This is a genomic window from Sphingomonas sp. CFBP 8760 (assembly GCF_014841615.1).
Taxonomy (GTDB): Bacteria; Pseudomonadota; Alphaproteobacteria; order Sphingomonadales; family Sphingomonadaceae; genus Sphingomonas.
Window position 1 is genome coordinate 83,046 of record NZ_JACYUG010000013.1, and the last position, 24,204, is coordinate 107,249.

22 protein-coding genes are annotated in these 24,204 nt (G+C 68.7%); 15 read left to right on the top strand and 7 right to left on the bottom strand.

Translation table 11 applies throughout. The features are described 5' to 3' along the window. The first annotated feature begins 74 nt into the window (after positions 1 to 74). The 4 genes from IFT82_RS15280 (at position 75) to IFT82_RS15295 (ending at position 4,919) form a co-directional block, all read left to right on the top strand. Entirely contained in the window at positions 75 to 1,454 is a 1,380-nt protein-coding gene (locus IFT82_RS15280) for a short-chain fatty acyl-CoA regulator family protein (protein WP_192128337.1), read from the top strand. Positions 1,455 to 1,486: 32 nt separating this feature from the next. Then, the gene (locus IFT82_RS15285) at positions 1,487 to 2,602 is read left to right on the top strand and encodes an acyl-CoA dehydrogenase (protein ID WP_207105802.1); all 1,116 of its coding nucleotides are present in this window, start codon (positions 1,487 to 1,489) and stop codon (positions 2,600 to 2,602) included. Positions 2,603 to 2,612: 10 nt separating this feature from the next. Next, a complete protein-coding gene (locus tag IFT82_RS15290) occupies positions 2,613 to 3,197 on the top strand; it encodes an SAM-dependent methyltransferase (RefSeq protein WP_192128341.1) in 585 nt (194 codons plus the stop codon). A 1,188-nt stretch (positions 3,198 to 4,385) separates the two neighbouring features. After that, positions 4,386 to 4,919, top strand: a complete 534-nt coding sequence (locus tag IFT82_RS15295) for a PilZ domain-containing protein (protein WP_207105803.1) — start codon at positions 4,386 to 4,388, stop codon at positions 4,917 to 4,919. A gap of 13 nt (positions 4,920 to 4,932) precedes the next feature. Here IFT82_RS15295 and IFT82_RS15300 read toward each other — a convergent pair whose 3' ends face one another. Continuing rightward, a complete protein-coding gene (locus IFT82_RS15300) occupies positions 4,933 to 5,646 on the bottom strand; it encodes a hypothetical protein (RefSeq protein WP_192128351.1) in 714 nt (237 codons plus the stop codon). On the opposite strand from IFT82_RS15300, the gene IFT82_RS15305 reads away from it, so the two are divergent. Continuing rightward, complete coding sequence (locus IFT82_RS15305; protein ID WP_192128353.1) at positions 5,645 to 6,277, top strand: PEP-CTERM sorting domain-containing protein; 633 nt, start codon at positions 5,645 to 5,647, stop codon at positions 6,275 to 6,277. The genes IFT82_RS15300 and IFT82_RS15305 overlap by 2 nt on opposite strands. Before the next feature lie 24 nt (positions 6,278 to 6,301). Here IFT82_RS15305 and IFT82_RS15310 read toward each other — a convergent pair whose 3' ends face one another. After that, positions 6,302 to 6,808, bottom strand: a complete 507-nt coding sequence (locus IFT82_RS15310) for a retropepsin-like aspartic protease family protein (RefSeq protein WP_192128355.1) — start codon at positions 6,806 to 6,808, stop codon at positions 6,302 to 6,304. A 66-nt stretch (positions 6,809 to 6,874) separates the two neighbouring features. Next, positions 6,875 to 7,786: a hypothetical protein gene (locus IFT82_RS15315; RefSeq protein WP_192128357.1), complete on the bottom strand. Its 912-nt coding sequence runs from the start codon at positions 7,784 to 7,786 to the stop codon at positions 6,875 to 6,877. A gap of 350 nt (positions 7,787 to 8,136) precedes the next feature. On the opposite strand from IFT82_RS15315, the gene xrtV reads away from it, so the two are divergent. After that, positions 8,137 to 9,135: an exosortase V gene (gene xrtV, locus IFT82_RS15320; RefSeq protein ID WP_192128360.1), complete on the top strand. Its 999-nt coding sequence runs from the start codon at positions 8,137 to 8,139 to the stop codon at positions 9,133 to 9,135. Beyond that, positions 9,132 to 9,890, top strand: a complete 759-nt coding sequence (epsI, locus tag IFT82_RS15325) for an exosortase-associated protein EpsI, V-type (protein WP_192128362.1) — start codon at positions 9,132 to 9,134, stop codon at positions 9,888 to 9,890. The genes xrtV and epsI overlap by 4 nt, the downstream gene beginning before the upstream one ends. Before the next feature lie 47 nt (positions 9,891 to 9,937). On the opposite strand, the gene IFT82_RS15330 is transcribed toward epsI, so the two are convergent. Beyond that, positions 9,938 to 10,180: an XrtV sorting system accessory protein gene (locus IFT82_RS15330; RefSeq protein WP_192128364.1), complete on the bottom strand. Its 243-nt coding sequence runs from the start codon at positions 10,178 to 10,180 to the stop codon at positions 9,938 to 9,940. Between the two features lie 110 nt (positions 10,181 to 10,290). Here IFT82_RS15330 and IFT82_RS15335 point away from each other — a divergent pair, with 110 nt between their 5' ends. After that, positions 10,291 to 11,136 carry an EpsD family peptidyl-prolyl cis-trans isomerase gene (locus tag IFT82_RS15335; protein ID WP_274602250.1) on the top strand — a complete coding sequence of 282 codons (846 nt, stop codon included), beginning with the start codon at positions 10,291 to 10,293 and terminating at the stop codon, positions 11,134 to 11,136. 22 nt (positions 11,137 to 11,158) lie between these two features. On the opposite strand, the gene IFT82_RS15340 is transcribed toward IFT82_RS15335, so the two are convergent. Both IFT82_RS15340 and IFT82_RS15345 read right to left on the bottom strand, forming a co-directional pair. Next, positions 11,159 to 11,941 carry a WecB/TagA/CpsF family glycosyltransferase gene (locus IFT82_RS15340; RefSeq protein WP_192128368.1) on the bottom strand — a complete coding sequence of 261 codons (783 nt, stop codon included), beginning with the start codon at positions 11,939 to 11,941 and terminating at the stop codon, positions 11,159 to 11,161. Further along, the gene (locus tag IFT82_RS15345; protein WP_192128370.1) at positions 11,941 to 13,560 is read right to left on the bottom strand and encodes a tetratricopeptide repeat protein; all 1,620 of its coding nucleotides are present in this window, start codon (positions 13,558 to 13,560) and stop codon (positions 11,941 to 11,943) included. Before IFT82_RS15345 ends, IFT82_RS15340 begins: the two co-directional genes overlap by 1 nt. A 203-nt stretch (positions 13,561 to 13,763) precedes the next feature. On the opposite strand from IFT82_RS15345, the gene IFT82_RS15350 reads away from it, so the two are divergent. Genes IFT82_RS15350 through IFT82_RS15380 form a run of 7 tightly spaced genes read left to right on the top strand, consistent with a single transcriptional unit; the run spans position 13,764 to position 21,616 of the window. Continuing rightward, a complete protein-coding gene (locus IFT82_RS15350) occupies positions 13,764 to 14,375 on the top strand; it encodes a polysaccharide biosynthesis/export family protein (protein ID WP_244646806.1) in 612 nt (203 codons plus the stop codon). Positions 14,376 to 14,410: 35 nt separating this feature from the next. Beyond that, positions 14,411 to 15,712 (top strand): hypothetical protein, encoded by a 1,302-nt coding sequence (locus IFT82_RS15355; protein WP_192128372.1) that lies wholly within the window; start codon positions 14,411 to 14,413, stop codon positions 15,710 to 15,712. Then, positions 15,709 to 17,172 carry a GumC family protein gene (locus IFT82_RS15360; RefSeq protein ID WP_244646808.1) on the top strand — a complete coding sequence of 488 codons (1,464 nt, stop codon included), beginning with the start codon at positions 15,709 to 15,711 and terminating at the stop codon, positions 17,170 to 17,172. The genes IFT82_RS15355 and IFT82_RS15360 overlap by 4 nt, the downstream gene beginning before the upstream one ends. 19 nt (positions 17,173 to 17,191) lie before the next feature. Beyond that, complete coding sequence (locus IFT82_RS15365) at positions 17,192 to 17,965, top strand: CpsD/CapB family tyrosine-protein kinase (RefSeq protein WP_192128374.1); 774 nt, start codon at positions 17,192 to 17,194, stop codon at positions 17,963 to 17,965. Positions 17,966 to 17,984: 19 nt separating this feature from the next. Beyond that, positions 17,985 to 18,950, top strand: coding sequence for a hypothetical protein (locus tag IFT82_RS15370; protein WP_192128376.1), 966 nt, complete (start codon positions 17,985 to 17,987; stop codon positions 18,948 to 18,950). Further along, positions 18,950 to 20,212 carry a glycosyltransferase family 4 protein gene (locus IFT82_RS15375; protein WP_192128378.1) on the top strand — a complete coding sequence of 421 codons (1,263 nt, stop codon included), beginning with the start codon at positions 18,950 to 18,952 and terminating at the stop codon, positions 20,210 to 20,212. The genes IFT82_RS15370 and IFT82_RS15375 overlap by 1 nt, the downstream gene beginning before the upstream one ends. Positions 20,213 to 20,266: 54 nt before the next feature. After that, positions 20,267 to 21,616: an oligosaccharide flippase family protein gene (locus tag IFT82_RS15380; protein WP_192128380.1), complete on the top strand. Its 1,350-nt coding sequence runs from the start codon at positions 20,267 to 20,269 to the stop codon at positions 21,614 to 21,616. 139 nt (positions 21,617 to 21,755) lie between these two features. Here the strand turns inward: IFT82_RS15380 and IFT82_RS15385 are convergent, their stop codons facing one another. Continuing rightward, complete coding sequence (locus IFT82_RS15385; protein WP_192128383.1) at positions 21,756 to 23,279, bottom strand: O-antigen ligase family protein; 1,524 nt, start codon at positions 23,277 to 23,279, stop codon at positions 21,756 to 21,758. Positions 23,280 to 24,204 lie beyond the last annotated feature (925 nt).

Below are 24,204 nucleotides of genomic sequence, written 5' to 3' on the forward strand. Positions count from 1 at the left end.
GATCCGGTGTCAAAACCTGTCATGTTGTAAATCGTTGACAACCGCGTCATGCTGCCGCTCGAAGGAGACGGGCGGTGGCGGAACGCAAGCTGCTGGCGGGGCAGCCGGTCAGGCGGTTGCGGCGACAGGCTGGGCTGACCCAGGCGGCGATGGCCGAGATGCTGGGGGTATCGCCCAGTTACCTGAACCTCGTCGAGCGCAATCATCGCCCCTTGTCGACGACGCTGCTGGTGCGGCTGGCGGAGAAGTTCGATTTCGATCCGCGCACGCTGGCGGATGGCGAGCCGGGCGGCGGCACGGCGGCGATGCGGCGGCGGCTGGCCGACCCGCTGTTCGCCGATCTGGAGATCGATCGCGGCGAGGTAGACGAATGGCTGGCGGCGGCGCCGGGCGGGGCGGAGGCGTTCGCGCGGCTGTTCGACCGGGCGGGGGGCGACCATGCCGCGCCGCTGCCCACCAGCGATCCGATGGGCGAGGTGCAGCGCGAGGTCGAACGCTGGCGCAATCACTTCGCCGATCTGGACGCGGGCGCGGAAATGCTGGCGGACGAACTGCGGCTGGTGGGTGCCGACCTGTACGGCGCGATCGTCGAGCGGTTGCGGGTGAAGCACGGCCTGTCGATCCGGGTGCTGCCGGTCGACGTGATGTCCGACGTGCTGCGCCGGATCGACCTGCACGCCCGGCAGGTGCAGTTGAGCGAGACGCTGGACGCGGCCGGGCGGACCTTCGCCGTGGCGTATCAGCTGGCGGCGATCGAGATGCGCGGCGAGATCGAGGCGGTGGCGCGCGGCGCCGGCTTTGCCGAACGCACCGCCGAGCGGCTGTTCCGCCGCCACCTGTCCAGTTATGCCGCGGCGGCGATCGTGATGCCCTATGCGCGGTTCCTGCGCGCATGCGAGGCGAGCGGTTACGATCTCGATCTGCTCGGCCACCGGTTCGGGGTGGGGTTCGAGCCACTGGCCCACCGGCTGACGACGTTGCAGCGCGTCGGCGCGCGCGGCCTGGCGTTCTTCATGATCCGGATCGATCCGGCCGGGCAGGTGTCGAAGCGCCATGCCGGGGCGAGCGGCGCGGCGATGGTGACGGCGGAGGGGCGTTGCCCGCTGTGGCGGGTCCACCATGTCGGCGCGCGGCCGGGCGAGACGGTGGCGCAACTGGTCGAGCTGGAGGACGGTGCGCGCTGGCTGACGATCCAGCGCGCCGTCAGCCCGCGGGGCTGGGGCGGGGTGGAGGGCCAGTTCGCGATCGGGCTGGGAGTGGCGGCGGCACAGGCGGGCAGCCTGGCGATCGCGCGCGGGATCGATCTGAGCGGACGGGCGACGCCGATCGGGCTGGGCTGTCGCGCGTGCCACCGCCCGGCGTGCCGGCAGCGATCGCATCCGCCGATCGGGCGGGCGCTGATCGTGAACGAGCGCGAACGGCATGTCCCCGCGCTCCACTTCGTCGGCGACTGAAACCCGCATGACCCATCGCCCGTTGGGCGGCGATGGAGCAGATGATCGACGACCTGATCGACCGGTGGCGCGCGCAACCGCCGGTCGAGGAATTTCCGGCCGCCCGGATCGACGACCTGCGCGCCGCCGGACTGCTGGCGGCGTTCCGCACCGTCGCGGCCGGCGAGGAGACGACCGGCTTCGTGCGGGTGCTGCGCCGGATCGGGGGCGCCGACCTCAGTCTGGGGCGGCTGTACGAAGGGCACGTCAATGCGGTGCAGCTGGTCCATGCCTATGGCTCCGAGGCGCAACGGGCGACGCTGACGCGCGATCTGGCGGCCGGATGCCTGATGGGGGTGTGGAACACCGAACCGTCGCCGGGGATGACGGTGACGCGCAGCGGTGACGGCCCGGTGCTGGACGGCCTGGTGCTGGACGGGGCGGTGCTGGACGGCCCGGTGCTGGACGGCCCGGTGCTGGACGGGGCGAAGATATTCGCGTCGGGCGCGGGGCGGCTGGACCGGGTGCTCATTACCGCCCGAGACGCCGATGGCGCGAAGCAGATGATCCTCGCCGACGTGGCCGGGATGACGGACCGGGCGGACAATCGCCGCTGGACGGTGCGCGGGATGCGCGGGACGATGAGCGGACGGTTCGACTTCACCGGCATGACCGTGCCGGCGGATGCGCTGATCGGCGGGCCGGGCGATTACGAGCGCGAACCGCGGTTCAGCGCGGGGGCGTGGCGCTTCACGGCGGTGCAACTGGGCGCGGTGGAGGCGCTGGTGCGGCTGTTGCGCGATCATCTGGTCACGACGGGCAAGGGCGACGATCCGGTGCAGCGCCTGCGCTTCGGCCAATGCGTGGCGACGACGCGCAGCGCGGGCATGTGGGTGGAGCGCGCCGCGCAACTGGCGCAGGCGCACGCGGCGGACGCGATCCCGTTCGTGCTGATGACGCGCGGGATCGTCGAGGAGGCGGGGCTGGCGGTGATGGAGGCGGCGGCGCGCGGCGTCGGTACCGCGTCGTTCTTCGACGGCGATCCGATCGACCGCATCACCCGCGATCTGGGGCTGTACCTGCGCCAGCCGGTGCCCGATCAGGCGCGCGACCGGGCGGCGGCGGCGTGGCTGACGGCGGATCGCTGGGGTGCGGAGCCATGGTGGTGAGGGCGGGGTCGTGACCCGGCGCGAACGATCGATCGACGGCGAATGGTTCGAGCAACTGTACCGCGAACAGGGCGATCCCTGGGGGTTCGAGACCAGCCCCTACGAACAGGCCAAATATGCCGAGACGCTCGCGGCGTTGCCGGCGGCGCGCTACGCCGACGCGCTGGAAGTGGGGTGCGCGAACGGGGTGCTGACCGCGTTGCTCGCCCCGCGCTGCGACCGGTTGCTCGCGGTCGATCCGTCGCCGACCGCGCTGGCGGCGGCGCGGGCGCGGTGCCGCGACCTGCCGCAGGTCCGGCTCGAGGAACGCAGCCTGCCCGCGCAGACGCCGGCCGGACCGTTCGACCTGATCCTGCTGTCCGAGGTGATCTATTACTGGGACGGTGACGATCTGGCGCGGATGGCGGCGTATCTGCGGGATGCGCTGCGGTCAGGCGGGGACCTGTTGCTGGTCCACTGGACGGGGGATACCGATTATCCCAAGTCCGGAGACGATGCCGTCACCGAACTCCGCGACCTGCTCGGCGACGCGGTGATCGAGCGGCGGGGCGACCGGCACGACCGGTATCGGCTCGACCTGTGGCGTCGCGTCTGACCGGTGCAGGCGGATCAGCCGCTGCGCCTCCGCCAGCGTGGCGGGCAGCGTGGCGAAGCTGAGCCGGTCGGCGGCCACCGCCAGATCGGGATCGAGCGCGACGGGCAGGCGGTAGGTGTCGTGCAGCGGTGCATCCTCGTTCTGCGCGACCCAGCCGGCGACGGTATCCGCCATCCCGCCGGGCGCGCGACCATCGAGCCGGCAAGAGGTGGCGACGCGCACGTCGACCGGGTGGCGGACATGGCCACCGGCGGCGCGGATGCGGTCGAACAAGGCGCGATCCTCGGCCAGTGACGGGGTCGGCGCGCCGCCGATGCGGCGGTACAGACCATGGGTCAGCGCGATGCTGGCACCGCCTTCGTAATAATGGCGGGGCCACGGCTCCACCCCCGGATCGCGGACGGCGCGGAGATAATCGAGCGCGGTATAGTAGCGACCGAGCAGATCGAGCCGGCGATGCCCGGTCGCGCCGGTGGCGACGCGTTCCGCCCGGATCGTCACCGCGCGGCCCGCCACCGCATCGGCCTCCGTCAGGCAGGCGGCGTTGCGGACCAGCCAGTCGGGCGCGACCAGCGTGTCGGCATCGGTCGACAGCAGCAGGTCGTCGTCCGCGACCAGCAGGTCGGCAGCGACATCGAAGGCGAGGCGGCGCGCCCAGCCGGCATGGCGGTATCCCGGCAGCAGCGAGACCGCGCGCCACACCAGCGTCGCATGGCACAGGCGGGTGTCGCGCAGGATGGCGACGCTGCGGTCGCGGCACTGGTTGGCGAGCGCGACGATCGTAACCGGCCCGCGCGATCCCCATGCTGCCGCCGCCCGGTCGAGCGCGGCCAGGCAGGCGGGCAGGCGTTCTTCCTCGTCCCGGACCGGAATGGCGACCGCGACTCGGCGGGCGGGGACGTGTTCCGGTCGGGTGGCGGGGGGCATGGCGGGAGCTAAACACTTCAATCCGCAGCGAACAAGAACGTGGATCAGTCGGCACGAACCGATCGGCGCGCGTTTTCCGTCAGGCGGGGAAACCGGATGTTAACCGGTCGCTCATCATAAACCGGCCGTTAACCACGCCCGCGTATCGATACGCCCATGCCCGATACGCCGGTTTCGGCGTTGAAATGCAGCATCGCGGCGCGATTTGCCCCGCATGGCGGGTGAATCGTGTGTGCGTTTACGTTCCCCTAACCCCGGCGGGTGCACATCGATCGACATGATCGGTGGGAGACGCATGACATGGCGGTGACGGCCAAGCTCTATCGCGAGCAGGACGAACGGATCGCCGATCGTCAGACGGTGAACCTGGGCGCGACGCTGCGCCGTGACGACCAGCGTCCCGTCGACATCCAGGTCGACGACCTGTCAGCGACCGGTTTCCGGATGCTGTCCGACGAACCGATCGCGATCGACGCGACGGTGTCGGTCGGGATCGCCGGGCTGGGGCGGCATACCGCCCGCGTGGTGCGGCGCGACGGCCAGCATTATGGCTGCCGCTTCGTCGTGCCGCTGGCGATCGACGCGGTCGACGTCACCACCCCGGCGCAGACGATCGTGCGCGCCGAATTCGGCACCGTCGCCGCGCCCGCCAGCACCTGGCGCGACGCGGGGCTGGAAGAACCGCCGCTCGACGCGGTGGAACTGCGCATCCGCCAGTTCCGCGGGCCGATCATCGTCGCCGGGCTGCTGCTGCCGTGGCTGCTGGTCGGGGCGGCGCTGGCGGCGCTGGCCTAGCCCGATGGGCGGCTCAGTAGAGCCATTTGTCCCACTGGCCGGTCACGCGCCAGCCGCCGGATACGCGTTCGACGGCATAGGTGGTGCCCCAGTGATCGGCGGTGACGGTGACGAAGCCGATCGCATCGTTGCGGGCGATCCGCGACAGAATGAAGGTGCGCTCGCACCCGCGCAGGCGGTTGAGCAGCCACCAGCGCACCGCCATTCCCGGCGGGGCGAGATCGTCGCCGACGACATGATCGGTCGACCGGTCCGCCAGCGACAGCGCACGGGCCGCGGCGTCGAGGCGCAACTGCGCCGCACGCGGCAGGGCGGGGGCCGGCGTCTCCGGCTCGCGGATACGCAACCGGTCGCGGCCGACCGCATCCTCGAACAACTGCTGCCCCTTCACGCGCGGCGCGGCGCCCAGCGGGGCCGGCGACCGCCACGGTCGCTCGTCGGGTTCGGTGGTCATCCGCATGGTGCGGAAGATCGCGAGCGCCGCGCCGCGCGGGCGGGCATCGACGCACAGGCCCGGTGCGGTCGGGGAGCGATCGGACTGGAGCAGCGCGAGCACCGCGCGGACGATCGCGGCATCCGGTGTCGTGGGGGCGGGGGCGCAACCGGCCAGCAGCCCCGCCGTGACGAGTACCGCCATGACGGGGGCGGCGGTGGTGCGGGGGCCCTCCGACGATGCGCCCTGCAAGCGCGCATGACGGATGGAAACGCTGGTGAGGAACCCTGACATGACCCTATCCCCTTCGACGCTGGCCTTGCACGAACGTCGATTTCAGGCCGTGGTCGTGGGTGGTCTGGTCACCGTGTTCGCGATCGTCGCGCTGGCCCCGCATACCGAGCGCGCCCTGTTTGAGGAAGGGCGTCTGCCGTCCGCCTTCGCGGCGGTGGTGACCGATCCGGTCGCGCCGCTGCCGCGCCGGTTCGGAACCATGGAGCCGGCGGCGTTCGCGCGGGCGTTTCGCACCGGTCGCCCGGCCGGCGCGCGTCCGGCCACCCGCACCATGCTGCCCGGCCTGATCCCGGCGGCCGCCGGTCAGCCGCGTGCGTTCCTCGCCCTGGTCGATGGTGTCGCGCCGCTGCTCGTCGCCGATGGCGACGCGTTGGGGCCGCAGGGTAATCTGGACGGGTTCCGGCAGGCGTCGTTCATGTCGGGGGCGGGGTCGGAAATCGGGGCAGGATCGGGGGTCATCGGCACCGGCGTGGACCCGCTCGATCCGGCGGGACTCAATCCGCTCGTCGAGGCGACCGATCCGGTGTCGCCGGTCCCCGAACCGGCATCGTGGATGATGATCCTGTGCGGCATGGCGCTGATCGGCTTCTTCACGCGGCGTGCGCGGATCAGGGCCGGCGTGGTCGCCTGAGGCGGGGCGGCTGATCTTCCCGGATCAGCGGAGGTGCAGGCGGTTGCCGCGCAGCGTGACCGATTCGAGTCGCGACAGCGCCGACTGGCCGAGCAGCGAATGGGGCAGGCCGCCATCGCCCACGATGGCGGCATCGGCATCGGCGATGGCGTGGTCGCCGATAATCAGTCGCTCGATCGTCGCCCAGCGCATCGCCGCGGTGCCGCCCGCGGTCCGCAAGGCGCGGCCCCCGGCGGTTGAGCCGGTCACCCCGGCGGCGGCGGCATCCGCCCTGGTCAGCACCACGACGTTGGCCCCGGTATCGACCACGAAGCGCACCGGCACGCCGTTCACCGCGGCGGTGACGTAGAATAATCCGTCCGCCGAACGCGTCAGCGTCAGCGGATCGATCGAGTCGTTTCCTGACGGCACCGGCACGGCGGGCGGCGGCGTCAGACGCGCGCCGCCGCCGGGCGGCGTGATGCCGGTGAAGCCGAGTGCCGCCACCGCCAGCGAAAAGGATTTGAGGGACAGCGACGGGGCCATGGGCATCGTCGTGCACCCCCATCCCTGAACGCCAGCCTTCCGTTCATGGCTAATGGCCGGTTCAGCACGAAATCAGGGCAAGGGGTCGGTATGACGGCTGTCATGATCGTGCAGCCGGCGGCGCAGCCGCTCCCGCCGCAGATGCAGCCCTCCCGCCGCGATCAGGCAGATCAGCCCGACCAGCGCGAGCTGGATCGCCGCCACGCGATAGGGCCATTGCAGCGCGGCGCGCGACGCGAACAGCACATAATAGGGCGTCGCCACGTCGTAGCCGGCGTATCGGAACAAATATTCCAGTTCGCCCGGCAATCCGCCGCGCCGCAGGATGCCCTCGCGCAGGCCATTGCCCTGCATCGTCGCGGCATTCTCGTCCGCGCCGATCTCCACGAAATAGCGGACGGGCTCGGCATGGTCGCCGGCGGGGGAGAGCATCGGCGCGAACCGGATCGTCCGGCGTGCGACCAGCAGATCCTGACTGAGGCCCGCGGTCCGGCCCCGCAGCAGGGCGCCGGACAATTCGGTCGGACCGGTGCGCGGGTCGACCGCGGCGGGCGATCCGACCACGACCCGCTGCACCGCGCCGGTATCGCCCGGCAGCGACATCATCGCGATCAGCACGGCGAGGCAGATCACCGCACAGCCGGCGGCGACGCCCAATATGGTGCGGATGAACGCGCGGCCCGGCAACGGCGACGGCGCGATGACGGCCCCTTCGCCACCGACCACCTCCCCGTCGCGGTCGCCGCCGCGCAACAGCCACAGCACCGGCGATGCGATGACGGTCGCGAGCAGAACATAGGTGAGCGAGGGATAGTAGCGGCCGAAGGTGTTGAACTGCCACTCCGCCGCCAGCGCCATCAGCCCGCGATAGGTCAGCGTCTGCCAGAGGAGGAACAGCGATACCAGGATCGCCCAGCCGCCCAGCATCCGCACGATGCGGCGTCGCCGGACCCGTCGTTCCGGCCCGTCACCTGCGTCCGTCATCGCGGCGATCCTGTGGAAACATCACGGTTTTTCATGTCGGAACCGCGATTCGTGCCGACCCCCTGCCCGGTCATGCTCCCCTTGCCCCCGTTATTTGCCGCCCTGTCCCTTTTAGGGACGGTGCGCAGGTCTGTACATCTGGGGTTCAATGGCACCGGAGGGGGCGGCCGGTTGCCAAGGCCGTGCCGTCCTTCTACAGCGAGCGGTGTTGGAAGAGGTGATCGTCAGCCATGACCGGCAGTACCGGCGGGTCGGGCCATCATTCGATCGGCGGCCCGCAAGGTCCGGTCGGTCGATCCCGCGCTTTCTGGGCTTGCCCTTAACTTTTGGCGGTTAGACTTGCCGGTATCATGGACCTGAGCGTTTCTCCCGACACCGCGTCACCCGAACCGGGCTGGACCGGTGCCGTGCCGTCTGCCCCGATACCGGGCAACGGCCAGCCGGCGGCACCCCCGCCCCCGCGCCCCACCCGGCGCGAGGAGTGGCGCGATACCGCGCTGACGCTGTGGACGGCATTCCGCCGCCATCCGATCTATTGGCTGGGGCTGGCGCTGCTCGCCGGGCCGACCCTGCTCGATCTGGCGGCGCGGGGCTGGGGCACCGATCAGGCGGCCCATGCCCCGATCGTGTTCGCCACCGCGATCTGGATCTTCGCCCTGAGCGCCAGGCAGGCGGCGGCGGTCGCCTCGCCACCCGCCGCGTGGAAGGCGGCGCTGTTCCTCGTGCCCTGCCTGATGCTCTATGCCGCGGCGCGGATCACCGGCCTGCTCGAAGTGCGGGGGCTGGCGGCGTATCTGTCGTTCATCGCGATCCTCTATGCGGTCGGCGGGCGGCGGCCGCTGGCGGTGCTGTGGTTCCCGATCCTGTATTCGCTGTTCCTGATCCCGATCCCGCAGACCGTGGTCGATATCGGCACGCAGCCGGTGAAGCTGGTCATCTCGCAAAGCGTGGTGGGGCTGCTCGCCCGGCTGGGGTATCCGGTCGCGACGTCGGGCGTCAGCATCTATATCGGCCAGTTCGAGCTGCTGATCGCCGCCGCCTGCGCCGGGCTGAACTCGCTCATCAGCCTGACGGCGATCGGCAGTTTCTATGTCTATCTGCGGCACAATGCGAGCTGGCGGTACACGCTGCTGCTGATCGCGATGATCTTTCCGATCGCGGTGTTCGCCAATTTCCTGCGCGTGCTGATCCTGGTCCTGCTGACCTATTATGCTGGCGAGGCGGTGGCACAGGGCTTCCTGCACGAGGCGGCGGGGCTGTTCATGTTCGTGGTGTCGGTGCTGACGATCTTCCTGATCGACAAGATCTTCACCGCGATCGGCCATCGGACGGGGTTGATGAAGCCATGAGCGCGGGCGATGTCATCATGGGTCAGGACCTGACCGGCGATCGCGACGGCCGGCATGACGGCGGGACGGCCGGTACCGGGCCCGACCTGCTGTCGCGCCGCAAGCTCATCATCGGACTGGCGGTGGGCGGTACCGTGGCGCTGTCCGAACTCTACGTTCCCCGGCGCAGCGTCGCGCGGATCGGCGAGGAGGCGTTCGGCAAGCTGATCCCCGAGCAACTGGGATCGTGGCGCTATGCCACCCAGTCGGGGCTGGTGCTGCCGCCCGAGGACCAGCTGTCGCGCACCCTGTACGAACAGCTGCTGACGCGCGTCTATACCGATGGCGGCGCCGATCCGGTGATGCTGGTGATGGCCTATAGCAGCGTGCAGGAGGGCCGGTTGCAGGTCCACCGGCCGGAGGTGTGCTATCCGGCCGCCGGTTTCTCGATCATCGAGAACAGCGCGGCGACGGTGCCGATCAACGACCGTTTCTCGATCCCCGTCCGCTTCCTGGCGGCGGATCGCGGCGCGCGGCGGGAATATGTGATGTACTGGACCCGGATCGGCGATTCGATGCCGGTCCGGTGGTTCGACCAGCGGTTGATGATGGCGAAGGCCAATCTGCAGGGCTTCATCCCGGACGGCCTGCTTGCCCGCGTGTCGGTGATCTCGGACGATCGCGGCGAGGCGATGGCGACGCTGACCCGGTTCGTGCAGACGCTGGTCGCCGATTCGGGCCGGGCGGGGCGGGCGATGCTGATCGGGCCCCATTGATCCCCGGCCGGTGCGGGTCCGCGACGGACAGGGGGACGCCGCCGCGATCAGGTGCGCGCGAACGGTTTCAGGAAATACCAGGTATAGGCGAGGATTCCCACGAAGACGAGAATCGCGAAGGCGTGATATCCCTCATTACCCAGATAGTTGGTCACCGCGCAGCCACCGGCCGGAACGATATAGTGAAGCATCGAATCCTGCTTTTCTTCCGGTCCGACCGAACGCTGCAGCAGCAGGACCACCAATCCGGCGAAGAAGGCGACCGTGATCCAATCGTAGATAGTCTGCATCACGTGGTTCCTTCCAAAGATCCGCCCCTGGCGGTACGTACGGGAGCCCTGCCATCCGGTGGGCCTGCCCGATCCGGTTAGTGGACGTTGGTTAGGAGTGAAAGACAGTTATGCGATCCAAAGCGTTAACGATCGTGATCATGGCATCGGCGATCGCGGTGACGGGGTGCAAGCGCTCCGCCACCGGGCAGGTCGTCGCCGTGGTGAACGGCGAGGAGGTATCGCTGTCCGAACTGAACGGCGAGCTGAAGAACGCGCCGGCGGGCGCTGACAAGGACGCGATCCGCACCGCGGCCCTGCAGAGCCTGGTCAACCGCAAGCTGCTGGTCCAGCAGGCGCGCGAACGCGGGATCGACAAGGACCCCGAATATCTCCAGCAGCAGCGCCGGGTGAACGACGAGCTGATGATCAACATGCTCGGCCAGCAGGTGACCAAGAACGTCCCGGTGCCGAGTGCGAGCGACATCGACGGCTTCATCGCCCAGCATCCCGAGATGTTCGCGCAGCGGACCATCTATTCGCTCGACCAGGTGATCTTCCCGCTGCCGGCCGACCCGAGCCGATTGAAGGCGCTGGAGGCGGATCACACCCTGGACGCGGTCGTGACGCGGCTGAAGAGCATGTCGATCCCGACCCAGCGCCAGCCCGCCAAGCTCGACAGCGGCGGCACCCCGGCGCAGTTCCTGAAGACGGTCACCGACCTGCCGGCGGGCGAGCCCTTCGTCGTCGCGACGGGCGGGCGCGGTGTGGTGAGCGTCATCACCGGCAAGGAAACCCAGCCGATCGCGGGCGACCCGGCCCGCCGCATCGCCGCCGAGGCGATCCGCCGTGCCGCGGTGGGCGACATCGCGCAGAAGCAGCTGAAGCAGGCGCGCGACGGCGCCAAGATCGACTATCAGCCCGGCTTTGCGCCGAAGGCCGGTGCCACGCCCAAGGCGGCGGCCCCGACCACCTGATATCCGGTATCCCCGGCGCGGATCACGCGCCGGGGGTGTCGCCCGGATGATGGTCGCGGACCAGGCGGAAGATGCGCGGTCCGGTGACGAGATAGCGTTTCCACAACCGGCGCGGATCGGCGAGCAGCCGGAACGCCCATTCGATATGCAGCCGCTGGAACAGCCGCGGCGCGCGTTTGCTTTCCCCGACGACGAACTCGATCGCCGCGCCGATGCACAGGCCGATACCGGTCGCGCCGCCGTCGCGCGCGATCAGATCGGCGAGCAGTTCCTGCTGGGGCGATCCGACCGCGAGGAAGGTGAAGCGGGGCCGCGCCTCCACCACGAACCGCACTGCCGCCGCCATCGCCTCGGGATTGCGGCGCATCCCCATCGGCGGGCGATGCTGGACGATATCGAGTCCCGGATAGAGACGGGTTAGTGCTGCCACGGTCGATTCGCGGCCGCCGATCACCGCGATCCGGTCGCCGGGGCGGCACAGCCGGTCGAGCACCAGCGGCGTCAGGTCGCTGCCCGGCGCGATCGGCAGATCGATCCCGCGCGGCCGTGCGAGGGCCGCCAGGATGCGGCTGTCGCAGGTGCACCATCGGGCGGCGCGATAGGCCGCCCAGATCGTCTCGCGATCGTCGGACGTGTCGTCGTGCAGGCGGACGACATGATCGACATTGGGGGTGACGAGATAGACGAACGGCGCATCGGCGGGCCGTGCGCCCAGTTGCGCCAGCACGTCGTCGATCGGCAGCAGATCGTAATCCAGGCCGAGGAACGCGCGCTTCGCCGGGGCGGTGCTGGTGGTCGACGTCATCAATTGTCCTTTACGTCGGCCGCATCGGCGGCGTTCTGGTCGGTGCGCTCGTCCGCCGGGACGGGGGGCAGGGGTACCGACTGGCCGTGAAGCCGGGCCACGATCGCGCGCGCGCGGCCCACACAGGCATTGTCGCCGGTGATCCGGCACAGATCACCCCGGATCGTCCAGCCCGCGACCGAGGCAACGTTGCGCAGCGAGAAGGACCGGGCGTAATCCAGCGCGTCGCGTTCCCGCCCGTTGGCCACCAGCATCGCCGCCAACTGACGCAGCGCGACCGGATCGTTGCGGTTGGCGTTCACCGCGTCGAACAGCGCGCGATCCGCCAGCAGCGGCTCGCCGGCGGCGATCAGGGCGCGTCGCAACAACGCATAGCCCGGCGCGAAATCGGGATTCTCCGCCGCCACGATCCGCACGTCGCGCAGGGCGCTGGCGGCCTTGCGCGCCGCCAGCTGGATTAGCACGCGGGCCATCAGCGCGTCGGTCTGCTCGCGATCGAACCGGAGGGCGGCGGCAGCGAAGCGGGCCGCATCGCCATAACGGCCGAGCCCGGCGAGCGCGTGGGCGCGGGCGCCGTAGAGATCGGCGGTGCCGACCCCCGCCGGGCGACCGGCGATCAGCGGCGCCAGCAGCCGTTCGGCCACCGCATGATCCTGTCGCACCAGCGCGTAATCGGCCAGCGCGAGGGTCAGGTCGGGATCGGGTTCGGACAATGTCGCCAGCGCCGGTGCCAGCGTCGCGGTCGGGATATCGGCATCGGCCAGCATCGCGATCGTCGCATCGCGGCGCGCATCGCCGGGACGGGTGGCGTGGATGCGGTTCAGCTGGGCCGCACCACCCGCCCGGTCGCCGGTCAGCAGCATCTGGCGGGCGAGCGTCAGGCGGTGGGCGATGTCGTCGCCCTCGGCCGCGACGTTGCGTGTCGCCACCGCCAGCATGCCCTTCGCGTCGGCGGCATGTTCGTACACCGTCATCAACTGGCGCCGGACGTCGCGGCTGCCGCCCGATTTGAGGAAGATCGGCTGCAGCACCGCGCCCGCCTGATCGAAGCGTCCCCGGCGCATGGCGAACTGGCTTTGCAGGACCAGCGCCGATTCGGTGTCGGGCGCCAGTTGCAGCGCGCGCTTCAACTGGCCTTCCGCCTGATCGTACAGGCCCTGACGGAAGGCGGCGGTGGCGGCGACGATCAGGCCGCCGACATTGTTGGGATCGAGCGCCAGGATCTGCGACGAATAATCGCGCGCATCGTCGAGCCGGCCGGTGGCGAGCGACAGCTGCGACACCGCGTCCAGCGCCTCGCGGTTGGTGCGGTCCTGATCCAGCACGTTGCGGAACGAGCCATAGGCGCCGGCATAATCGTTGAGCGCGATCTGGTTGCGCGCGCGCAGCAGCCAGAGTTCGGGCAGGTCGTCGCGCGCGGCGATGGCGATGTCGAATTGCCCCTGGGCCGGGCCGTACTGGCCGGCGGCGGCCAGTTGCTGGCCCGCCGCCATCGCCTCCGCCGCGCGCTCGGCACGCGACGTGCAGCCCGCGCCCAGCAGCATCGTGCCGATCAGGGCGACGGATGACAGGGCGGCACGGTACGGCGCATGACGCGGGGGTACAGGGGGTGTCGGCATTGGCGCATCATGCCGGCGTTGGCGTTTCAATGTCGTTTCCCGATCGTTGGTCCGGGCGACCTGTAGCACCGGGCGGCGGCGGATCGCCACTGGAACGACGGGGCGGTAATGGCATGTGCCTTATGGCTTTGTCGCCTTATGGCTTTCTCAACGCCATCGGGCTAAGGCGGCACGGGTCGAGATCAAGACATGGGGATTTGTTGATGAAGATGGTCGTGATGCGGGCGCTGGCAGTGGCCGGCGCGGCGGCATCGGTCGCCGTTGGGCTGCCCGCGCTGGCGCAGCAGCCCGGGGCAAGCCGGTCGGCAACCCTTCCCCCCTATCGCGTCAACCCCGGCGACGAACTGGAAATCTATGTCTGGGGCGAAGAGCGGTTGCAGCGCACCGTCCGCGTCCTGCCCGACGGGACCTTCTCGTTCCCGCTGGTCGGCCGGGTCAACGCGGTGGGCAAGCTGCCCGCCGATCTGGAGGCCGCGATCTCCAAGGGGCTGGCCAGCCAGTTCCGTGACCAGGTGCCGCAGGTGACCGTGTCGATCCGGACCCCGTCGGGTTTCCAGGTGTCGGTGATCGGCAAGGTCCGCAGTCCGGGATCGTTCACCCCCGGCCGCTATCTGAACGTCCTGGAGGCGATCTTCAGCGCGGGCGGGCCGACCGATTTTGCCAACACGAACGACGTCCTGATCCTGCGCAAGCAGGGCAGCGGCCTGGAGCCGACGCGGGTCCGGCTGACCGACCTCATCAAGGGAAATCCCAGCGCGCGCGATCTGTCCGGCCTGCCGGAACTGCAGAGCGGCGACACCGTCGTGGTGCCGTGATGATCCGGGGCCGCTCTGATCCGCGACCCGCTTCCGTGTCGCTGCCCGCCCTGCTGCTGGGCACGATCGCCGCGGTCATGCCGGCGTCCGTCGTCGCGCAGACCACGCTGCCGTCGATCACGGTCACGGCGGGCGGAGCCTATTCCACCAACCCGCTGCTGACCGAATCGTCGGAGGCCGCGGCATCGACCCAGCTGGACGTCCGGCCGCAGGTCCGGTTCGTCGACGGGGTGAGCGACGGGGTGATCGGTGCCAACTACACCCGGTCGGACTATCTGTCCGGCGGGCTGGGCAGCAACGACGGCTACGGCGTCAACGGCAGCGCGAGCACGCGGCTGAGCCCGCGAACCTCGCTGAGCGTCTCCGCGACGTACGACAGCCAGATACTGGGGGCGGGCGGCGGCTTCTTCGTGCCGTCGGCCCTGGCGGTGCCACCGCTCGGGACGGGCACGACGGGCACGGGCACTGGCACGACCGGCGGCGCCGCCGTCGATCCGGTGGCGGTCGGCACGGCGCCGATCGTGGTAAATCCGGTCATCACGCAGCCGGGTGCCAGCGGCATCAGCGGCGACGTCGGCCTGATCGGGTTGCGGCAGCGTCGCAACACGTTGCAGGCGCAGTTCGGCGGCAGCTATCTGGTCGATACCCGCTCCACCCTGTCGTTCGGGCTGAACGGTGTGCGGTCGACCTACCCGGATGGTGAGGCGCAGCTGGCCAATTACAACAGCTACGGGGCCAATCTCGGCTATTCGCGGTCGCTGTCCGAGATTTCGAGCGGCGGGTTCCAGCTGTCGCTCAGCAAGGTCGATTACGCCCGCGGCCTGTCGTCGCAGGTCTACACGCCGCGTTTCACCTATTCGCGCAGCCTGTCGTCACGCTGGTCGATGACCGCGGCGGCGGGTGCCGGCATCGTGCGTGACGGATCGTCGGGCACCAACGTCTCGCTGTCGGTCGAAGGATCGCTGTGTCGCATCACGGAACGCGGGCAGGGCTGCATCAACGCGGCGCGCGTGCCCAGCGCCACCGGGCTGGGCGGGGTCAGCGTGCTGACCAGCGCGGGCCTCAGCTACAGCCAGCGGCTGTCCGAGAAACTGTCGCTGGGGATCGGCGGCAATATCAACCATGTCGATGGCGGCGTGGTGCGCGATGTGGCGGGCGGGTTGTCCGATGCCGGCAATCAGGATCTGTATTCGGGCGACGTCAGCCTGCAACGCCAGATCGGGCAGCGGCTGTCGCTCGTCGGGCAGGTCAGCTATCGCCGGGTCAACAGCTCGTTCGCGGACGGATCGGACATAGGGGCACGACTGGGACTGTCGTGGTCGGCGGGTAGACGATGATGAACGAAGGTTACGCACAGGACATGGACAACGAGCAGGGGGCCGGGATCATCCCGTACCTGCCTGCCATTCTGTGGCAGCGGCGCTGGTGGATCATCGCGCCGGCGGTGGCCGGCACCGTCATCGGCGTCGCCGCGGCATCGCTGACGCCGGCCAGCTATCAGTCGTCGGCGACGTTGCTGGTCGAAAGCCCGCAGATTCCGGCCAATGTCGGTGGCCAGATGGCATCGTCGTCGACCAACCTGATCGATCGCCGCATCGCCAGCGTGCGCCAGCAGATCCTCAGCCGGCCCGACCTGATCGAACTGGTCGAGGGTAACAACCTGTATCCCGATGAGCGGCGGCGGGGGAAACTGTCCGAGGTGCTCGACACGATGCGCGGGGCGACCAGCATCACCCCGGTATCGGCGGATATCGGCGGCCCGGGATCGAACACGATCGCCTTCTCGCTGTCGTTCCGTTATCCCGAGGCGGTCAAGGCGCAGATCGTCGCGCAGGATTTCGTCGAACGACTGGTGAAGCTGGACGCATCGCAGACGGCGGAGCAGGCGACGGGGACGGTCGAGTTCCTGCAGCAGCGCGCCAACGATCTGGCCGGGCAGGTCAGCGCCATCGAGCGTCAGATCGAAAGCATCAAGCTGGCCAACGGCATGGCGCTGTCGACCGGCAATTCGATGATGATCCAGGCGGGCGGCGGCGGATACGAAACGCAGATCGCCCAGCTCCAGCGCGAGAATGCCCAGCTGACCGCGCAGCTACGCCAGCAGAGCGGCGCGGTGGACCGCGATCCCGTCGTCGCCGCCGCCGAGACCCAGCTGGCATCGGCCCGCGCGATCTATTCGGACAATCATCCCGACGTCCGTGCCGCCGAGCAACGGCTCGCCGAGGCCAAGCGGCTGGGCGCGCAGAATGTCAGCCGTGCCGATGTCGGCGGGGCGATCCGCAACCAGATCGCTGCCAACAATGCCTCGATCGCCAATCTGCGATCGGCAATGGGCACCGAACAGTCGCGGACCGCGGCACTAGCGCAGGCACAGGCGCGTGCGCCGGCGGTGCTGGAGCAGATTTCGCAGTTGCAGGCGCGCGCGGACGGGCTGCGCACCAATTATCAGGCGGCGCAGACCGATCTGATGAACGCACGCGGGTCTGCACAGATCAGCGAGCAGCGCCGGGGCGAACGGCTGACGGTGATCGATCCCCCGGTGGTGCCGGACAAGCCGATCTCGCCCAACCGGCCGGTGCTGGTGCTGGGCGGCCTGATCGGGGGTGCCGGCCTGGGCGTGGTGATCGCGTTCCTGCTGGAACTGATCGCCCGGCCGATCCGCGGGGTCGGTGCGCTGCAGAACGTGATCGGCGAACCGCCGCTGGTGATCGTGCCGAAACTGTCGCGCAAGAAGGGCTGGCGCGACCGGTTGCCCCGTTTCCGCAAGCGGGCGCCCGCCGCCATCACCCCAGCCTGAGCACGGGAACGCCCAGTCGATGAATATCCAGTCGCCTTCCATTCCCGGCCCGGTCACGATCAGTACCGAGCCCCGGCATATCCTGCCCGCCGCCGATCTTGGCGAGGCGATCGTCGGGTTTCGCAGTCGCGACGAGCGATCGCGCTCGTTCAACCTGCTCCGGACCCAGATTGTCCGGCTGATGGGGGAGGGGGTGCGCGTGATCGGCATCACGTCCGCCACGCCGCGGGTCGGCAAGACCTTCGTCGCGTGCAATCTGGCCGCCTCGATGGCCCGGTTGCCCGACCAGCACACCGTGATCCTCGACCTCGACCTGCGGCGCGGGTCGGTGGCGGAGCGCTACAACATCCCGGTCGAGCGCGGGCTGACCGAATATCTTTCCGGGCGGGACGACCGGCTGGCCGATCTGGCCTGGGGGATCGAGGGGCAGCAGCTGACGATCTATCCCACCGCGGTGCGCAACGTCCTGTCGTCGGAACTGCTCGCCGGTTCGCGTTGCCAGGAACTGATCGCGGCGGCCCGGACACGGCCGGAGCCGGGCATCGTCCTGTGCGACATGCCGCCGGTGTTCGCCAACGACGATGCGATGATCCTGGGCGCGATGATCGACGGGTACATCATGGTCGTCGAAGACGGCGTCACCACCGCCAAGCAGGTGCGCGATTCGATGCGGCTGATGAAGTCGGTTCGCTGCTTCGGCACGGTCCTGAACAATTATGTCCAGGGCTTCACCGGCGACGATTACGGCTATGGCTACGGCAAGGGCAGCGGCTATTCCGACTATTACAACTGACATCGGACAGGAGGCGAAGGTGAACGGCACGACACCGCGCAAGGTCTATTGCGTCCTCGGCGCCCGATCGCTCCGCTATGCGCAGGCGTGCATGGCCAGCCTGTTCCGCAATGCCGCGGAGCCGCTCGATCTGGCGCTGCTGACCGACGCGCCGGCGGATGCCGATGCGCTGCGCGCCGCGATGGCGCCATTGGTCGTCGGCACGCCGCACCGGCTGTCGGTATTCGATCAGGCGGATGCCGACGAACGTGCTGCCACACAATTCACGGACTATCCGGCGATCCGCCATTTCCGTGGCGGCCATCCCTGCTGGCGCAAGATCACCGATCCGGTGCTGTATGCCGCGGATGGCGAGGAAGTCATCATCCTCGATCCCGACGTCTATTTCCCCAACCGCTTCGCGTTCGAGCCGACCCCGGCCACGGGCCTGCTGCTGATGTGGCAGCGGCCGAACTGTCTGCTGCCCGAACCGCTGGTCCGCGATGCCTATGACCAGGGCATTCCGATGGCGGATCATACCGACATCGGTGTCTGTCAGTTCCGTGCGCCGCTGCCGTATCGGGTGCTGGAGGAGCTGCTGGCGACGCTCGATACCGATGCGCATGTTCGGTCGATGCATGTCGAATCGATCGTCTGGGCTGCGCTCGCCGAGAAGATGGGGGGCGGCTATTTCGATCCCGCCGCCTGGCATTGCTTCGGTAACACCGTCGCCGGCCGGATCGCGCGGCGGCTGGGCAAGACCGGGCCGGACATGCTGCGGCAACTGGCGTTCGGCGAGATGAAGGCGTTCCATGCCGGCGGCATCGCCAAGGACTGGCTGGTCGATGCCGAGCGCGAAGGGCTGTTCGCGAACGGTACCCCGCGACTGGCGCCGACGCCGGTGCGGCCGTTCGTCGATTATCCCCGCGGCAAGTTCGAGCGGAAGATCCGCGTCCGTCAGATCGCGCGCAAGCTGGGGCTGTATTCGGTGATGGGCGGCGGTTGATGCCGCTCGCCGAGCAGGAAGACGCGGGCGCGGCGACGCTCGACGGCATCCGTCGCGTCCTGCTGGTCGCCCCCAACATCTCGCGGCGGATGGGCGGCGAGGGGATCAAGGCGCTGCAGATCCATCGCGAGTTGAAGGCGCTGGGACATGACGTCCGGCAGGTGACGCACGCCCGCGTCCGCGACGAGATGCTGGCCGACCAGCCCGATCTGACGATCGATTATGTCGAGGACGGGCCGACCCAGGTCTGGCTCCACCGGCTGCGTGTCAAGCCGTTGCTGGCGCTGCTCAACGCCTGGCAGTTGCACCGGCTGGCGGTGCGGGTCGCGAACGACTTCTCGCCCGACATCGTCCATTTCACCTCGCCGATCTCGCCGGTGCTGCCCTATTTCCGGATGCCGGGCCGGGCGGTGGTGATCGGGCCGCTGAACGGCAACGTCACCCATCCGCCCGCGTTTCGCGATCGCGAGTCGGCGGGCAAGGCGATCGGCGCGGCCATCCTCCGGCCGCTGCAATGGCTGCTCGGCCGGCTGTTCCGCGGCAAGCGGGACGCGCTGTTGCTGGTGTCGGGAGGCGACCGGACCGCGGCGGCGCTGCTGCTGGGCGGTTGCGACGAGGATCGGCTGATCCGCACGCTCGATTGCGGTATCCCCGATGCGCTGGTCGACCGGCCACGGGTAAGCCATGCCGGGGTCAACCGGTCGTTCGTCCATCTCGGCCGGCTGGTCCCGTACAAGGGCTGCGACCTCGCGATACGGGCGCTGGCGCGCGCCGATGCCGGTGCGACGCTGGACATCATCGGCGACGGGCCGTCACGCGGCGAACTGACCGCGCTGGCCGAGCGACTGGGGCTGGGTGAGCGGGTGCGCTTCATCGGCTGGATGCCGACCGGGCCGGCGCTGCACGACCGGCTGTCGGGCTATCGCGCGCTCGTGATGCCGTCGCTGGCCGAAGCCAACGGCATCGCCTTTCAGGAGGCGATGGTCTTGGGCCTGCCGGTGATCTGCGTCGACTGGGCCGGGCCGCAGGAATTGCTGACCACCGACGAGGCGATCATGATCCCGCCCGACGGCGACGAGGCGGTGGTCGCGGCGCTGGCGGCGGCGATGGACCGGCTGGGCCAGGACGGCGCGTTCGCCGACCAGCTGGCCGGGCAGGCGCGGACCAAGGCGATGGCGCTCGGTTTTCGCTGGCGCGATCTTCTCGGCCGCTGGCAGGACGTGTACCGCCGCGCTCGCCGGAGCCCCACGACCACTCCCTGAACCCCGTCTTTCGAGCGAGCATCGATGCCGATCAGAATACTCCCGAACCCGCTGATGTCCCCGGCGGCGGCCTTTCGTGCCGTGCGGCGCGGGATGACGAGCGACACGTCGGTCGTGGTCGGCGTGATGCTGCTCCAGAACGTGCTGCGGATCGTCAGTTCAGTCATCCTGACCCGGCTGCTGAACGCGGAGGCGTTCGCGATCGTCGGGATCATCACCTCGGTGATGGTCACCTTCGCGCTGATCTCCGATGTCGGCATCATCGCCTTCATCGTGCGTCACGAAAAGGGCATCGACCGCGATTTCCGCGACGAGGTGTGGACGCTGAAGCTGGTGCGCGGCATCGCCCTGTCGATCCTGGTCGCGATCCTGGCCGGCCCGATCGCGCAGTTCATGGGGAAACCGGAGCTGCAATGGCCGATCGCGGTCGCGGGGCTGACGTCGCTGATCGACGGGCTGGGATCGATGGCGCCGTTCAACGCGCTGCGCGCCCGGCGGGTCAAGATGATGAGCTCGATCGATGTCGGCAGCCAGATCGTGGGGCTGGTGATCTCGATCATCTGCGCGCTGATCTTCCGTTCCTTCTGGGCGATCATCCTGTCGACGCTGCTGGGGCAGCTGCTATCGGTCGGGGTCAGCTACTGGCTCTATCCGGATTCGAGCCAGCGGTTCCGCTTCTCGAAGGCACGGGCGGCGGAATTATGGCAGTTCTCGCGGTTCATCACCGGGTCGACGATGCTGACGCTGCTGATCACGCAGGGCGACAAGCTGGTGCTGGCGCGGGTGTTCCCGCTCGACATGATGGGTATCTACATTATCGCTGCCGGCCTGGCGGTGGCGCCGATCGGGCTGGTCACCGCCTATGCCGGCCGCGTTCTCTATCCGCTTTACGCCGAGATATTCCGCGAGTCGCCGGAAGCGTTGCGGACGAAGTTCTACAGCGTCCGGATGCCGCAGACGCTGTTCTATACCTTCGCCGCCGGCGGGTTCATCGGCTGCGCCCATCTCGTCATCACCCTGCTGTACGATCCGCGCTATGCGGGCGCGGCGATGTATCTGCAGATCCTGTCGATCTCGACCTTCTTCGCGGCAGGCAATTACGCCGCCAACGAGGTGATGATCGCGATCGGCAACACGCGCTTCACCTTCGTGACCAATCTCGCCCGGCTGGGCTATCTGGCGATCATGGGCTGGATCGCATGGTCGCAGCTGGGGCCGGTCGGCATCGTCTGGGCGGTCGGCACCGTCGAGTTCGCCGCTCAGGTGGTGGCGTGGATCGCGCTGCGGCGGCACGGGTTCCTGAACGTTTCCCGCGAACTGCTGTTCATCGTCGTGGGCCTCACCGGCGTCGCCATCGGTTATGGCGGCGAACAGGCGATCATGGCACTGTTCGACATCCGCTAGAGCGGGATGACGTTGGCCTGACGCTTCCGTCCCCGGCCCTTCCGTCCCCGGCCCTTCCGTCCCCGGCCCTTCCGTCATTGCCCCGCGTGGCGAGACAATGACGGTAGAATCGATCTGATGCGTCCTGCCTCGGTCGGTTTCAGGCGGGAGCCGTGGTGAGCGCGTCGTCCTCATCGCGGTGGCGGGCGGGGGGTGCCGGGGGCGAGGGCCTCCGCTCCGCCGGCTGGAGATGCGAGCGTGCCTCGACCGCATTGCTCAGGGCGAACAACAGCATCATCGTCGTCACGACGCGATAGTCGGGGGGCACGAACGGGAACATCGATCCCGCCGCGGCGACGACGCCCAGTCCGAGATCGGCAAAACTGCCGCCCCCGCGCGCCCGTGCCACCCGCTTGCCCGCATAGGCGCGGTAACCGTGCAGCAGGAGCGCACCGACGAACAGGCCCAGCCCGATCAGGCCCGAGAACAGGGCGATCCCCAGATAGCCGTTGACGAAATCGACGATGCCCTCGCCCTGACGCAGGCTGGACATCTGGATCTGCACGATCGCCGGGGCTTGGCCGATCAGCGGATGCTGCTTGACGATCTCCACACCCAGATCGGTAAGCTGGTCGCGATACTGGCTGCTTCCCTGCGCATCCGCCGAAAAGCCCACCAGCCCGGCCACGCGTGGACTGACCAGCGCGGCGGCATAGAGGCCGCCGCCCGCGATCATCAGGATGGGCAGATAGCCGATGATCCCCCTGATACCCCGACGTGATACGACCACCCCGACGGTACCGAACACCGCGCCCAGCCAGGCCGCCCGCGTCTGCATGGCGAACAATCCTCCCACCAGCACCGCCAATACGATCCGGTGGCCCATCGCCGTCCTGAACAGGTCGCGCGCGGCGAAGGCGGTGACGAAGCACAGCGCCAGGATGGCGCCCGACAGCGGGGGGTTCATCAATGGCCCGCCCGCGCGCAGCATGCCGCCGCGCATCTTGACGTTGGCCAACGACATCGTGCCGAACTGCTGACCATAGGCCTGATAGATCGGCCAGACCCGGACGCTCTCGAAGATCGCGACGGCCGACAGGCACAGCCCCGCCGCCGTGACGAACAGGAACGCGTTGCGGATGCTGATCGCGTCACGCAACGCGTTCCGGATCAACAGATAGGGCAGCACGAATGCGATCAGATTTTCCATCACGACACGCAGGACATTGGTGATCGTCGTGTCGCGCGCGTTCGAGAAGGTCAGCACGGCGATGATCATATAGGCCGGAAGATCACGGGTCGCGTCGTGTCGCCCGGAACGGCCGCCCCACATGAAGCTGCCGGCCAGCAGTCCGAGGGTCGCGCTGGTTTCGGTCGAGATGTTGATGAGCTGAAGCGACCCCGCCATGATGGTCTTGAGCACGGCGGGCATGGTGATGATGACGAACAGCGCGACACCGGCGGCGATCGTGCGCCTGCGGGCGAAATAAGCCACGATCGTGCCCAGCGCGGTGAAGGCGATGAAGACCTGGCCGATACAAAGGCCGAGGAAAGACAGGATGGTCACATAGGTGGCGGTGATCGTGGTGTCGCGAAACGGCCGCTTCACCAGCATCCGCAACAGGTAGATCATCGCACCGGACAGCAGCGAGATGGTGATGCTTGTCTTGAGAACGAAGATCATCCGGCGGTCATCCCATTATTCCCTGTCCATGTGACCGGCCTGGCCAGTCCATGTGCGTCAACGTCACCGTTTGTCGCGTTGTACGATCAGCTGGCTGATGATCCGCCCGTCGATCCGTGTCGGTTCGCCAGCGATACCAGCAGCGCGCAATCCTCGTCCATCACCGAATTTTCCGTGGTGCCCCTCTTCGGGCCGCCACGCGGAAGGTCGATGTCACCCACCGGGTCCCGACACCGGATGCCCGACGGATGCGGTCGTCTTGCCCGGCATCGAACCGGTTCGATGCCTCATGCAGGAAGTGATCGGGTCGCACACGCCGAATCGCGGTGCCAGTTGCCGGATCGTCAATCTTCCTTACGAGGAAATAAACCGCCAATTAATTGGGCAATAATCATTTTTTCGTACCTCCCCGATGAACAGATCCTCGGGAGTGTGGCCATTGTCACGGCACGAATTCATACTATCCACTCGACCGGGGGGCCGTTCCGGTCGGAGCATCGTGACGACCGTCGCGATGCTGTCGGCGGCTTTCTCATTGAGTGCTTGCGGTGGATCGGGTGGTGAGCCGGCGACCACATCCGATGTGACGGTGGTCCCTTCAGGCACATCGGTCACGACCCCGACCCCGACCCCGACCCCGACCCCGACCCCGACCCCGACCCCGACCCCGACGCCGACGCCGGCTCCGGCTCCGGCTCCGGCTCCGGCTCCAACTGTTTCCACGCCGCCTGCGTCCGGTTTTCAACTGGGCGTGAATCTGGCGGTGGTGACCTATTGGAGCGGCGAGCGGTCGTTTGCGAATTTGCTGACGGGATCGAACTGGATGGATCCGGCCAAGGGCTGGGGCGAGGTGTCGGAGTCCGAGCAGGATGCCAATGGCAACATATTGCCGTCAGCGATGCCGGCGGGGCGCGAGGTGGTGCGT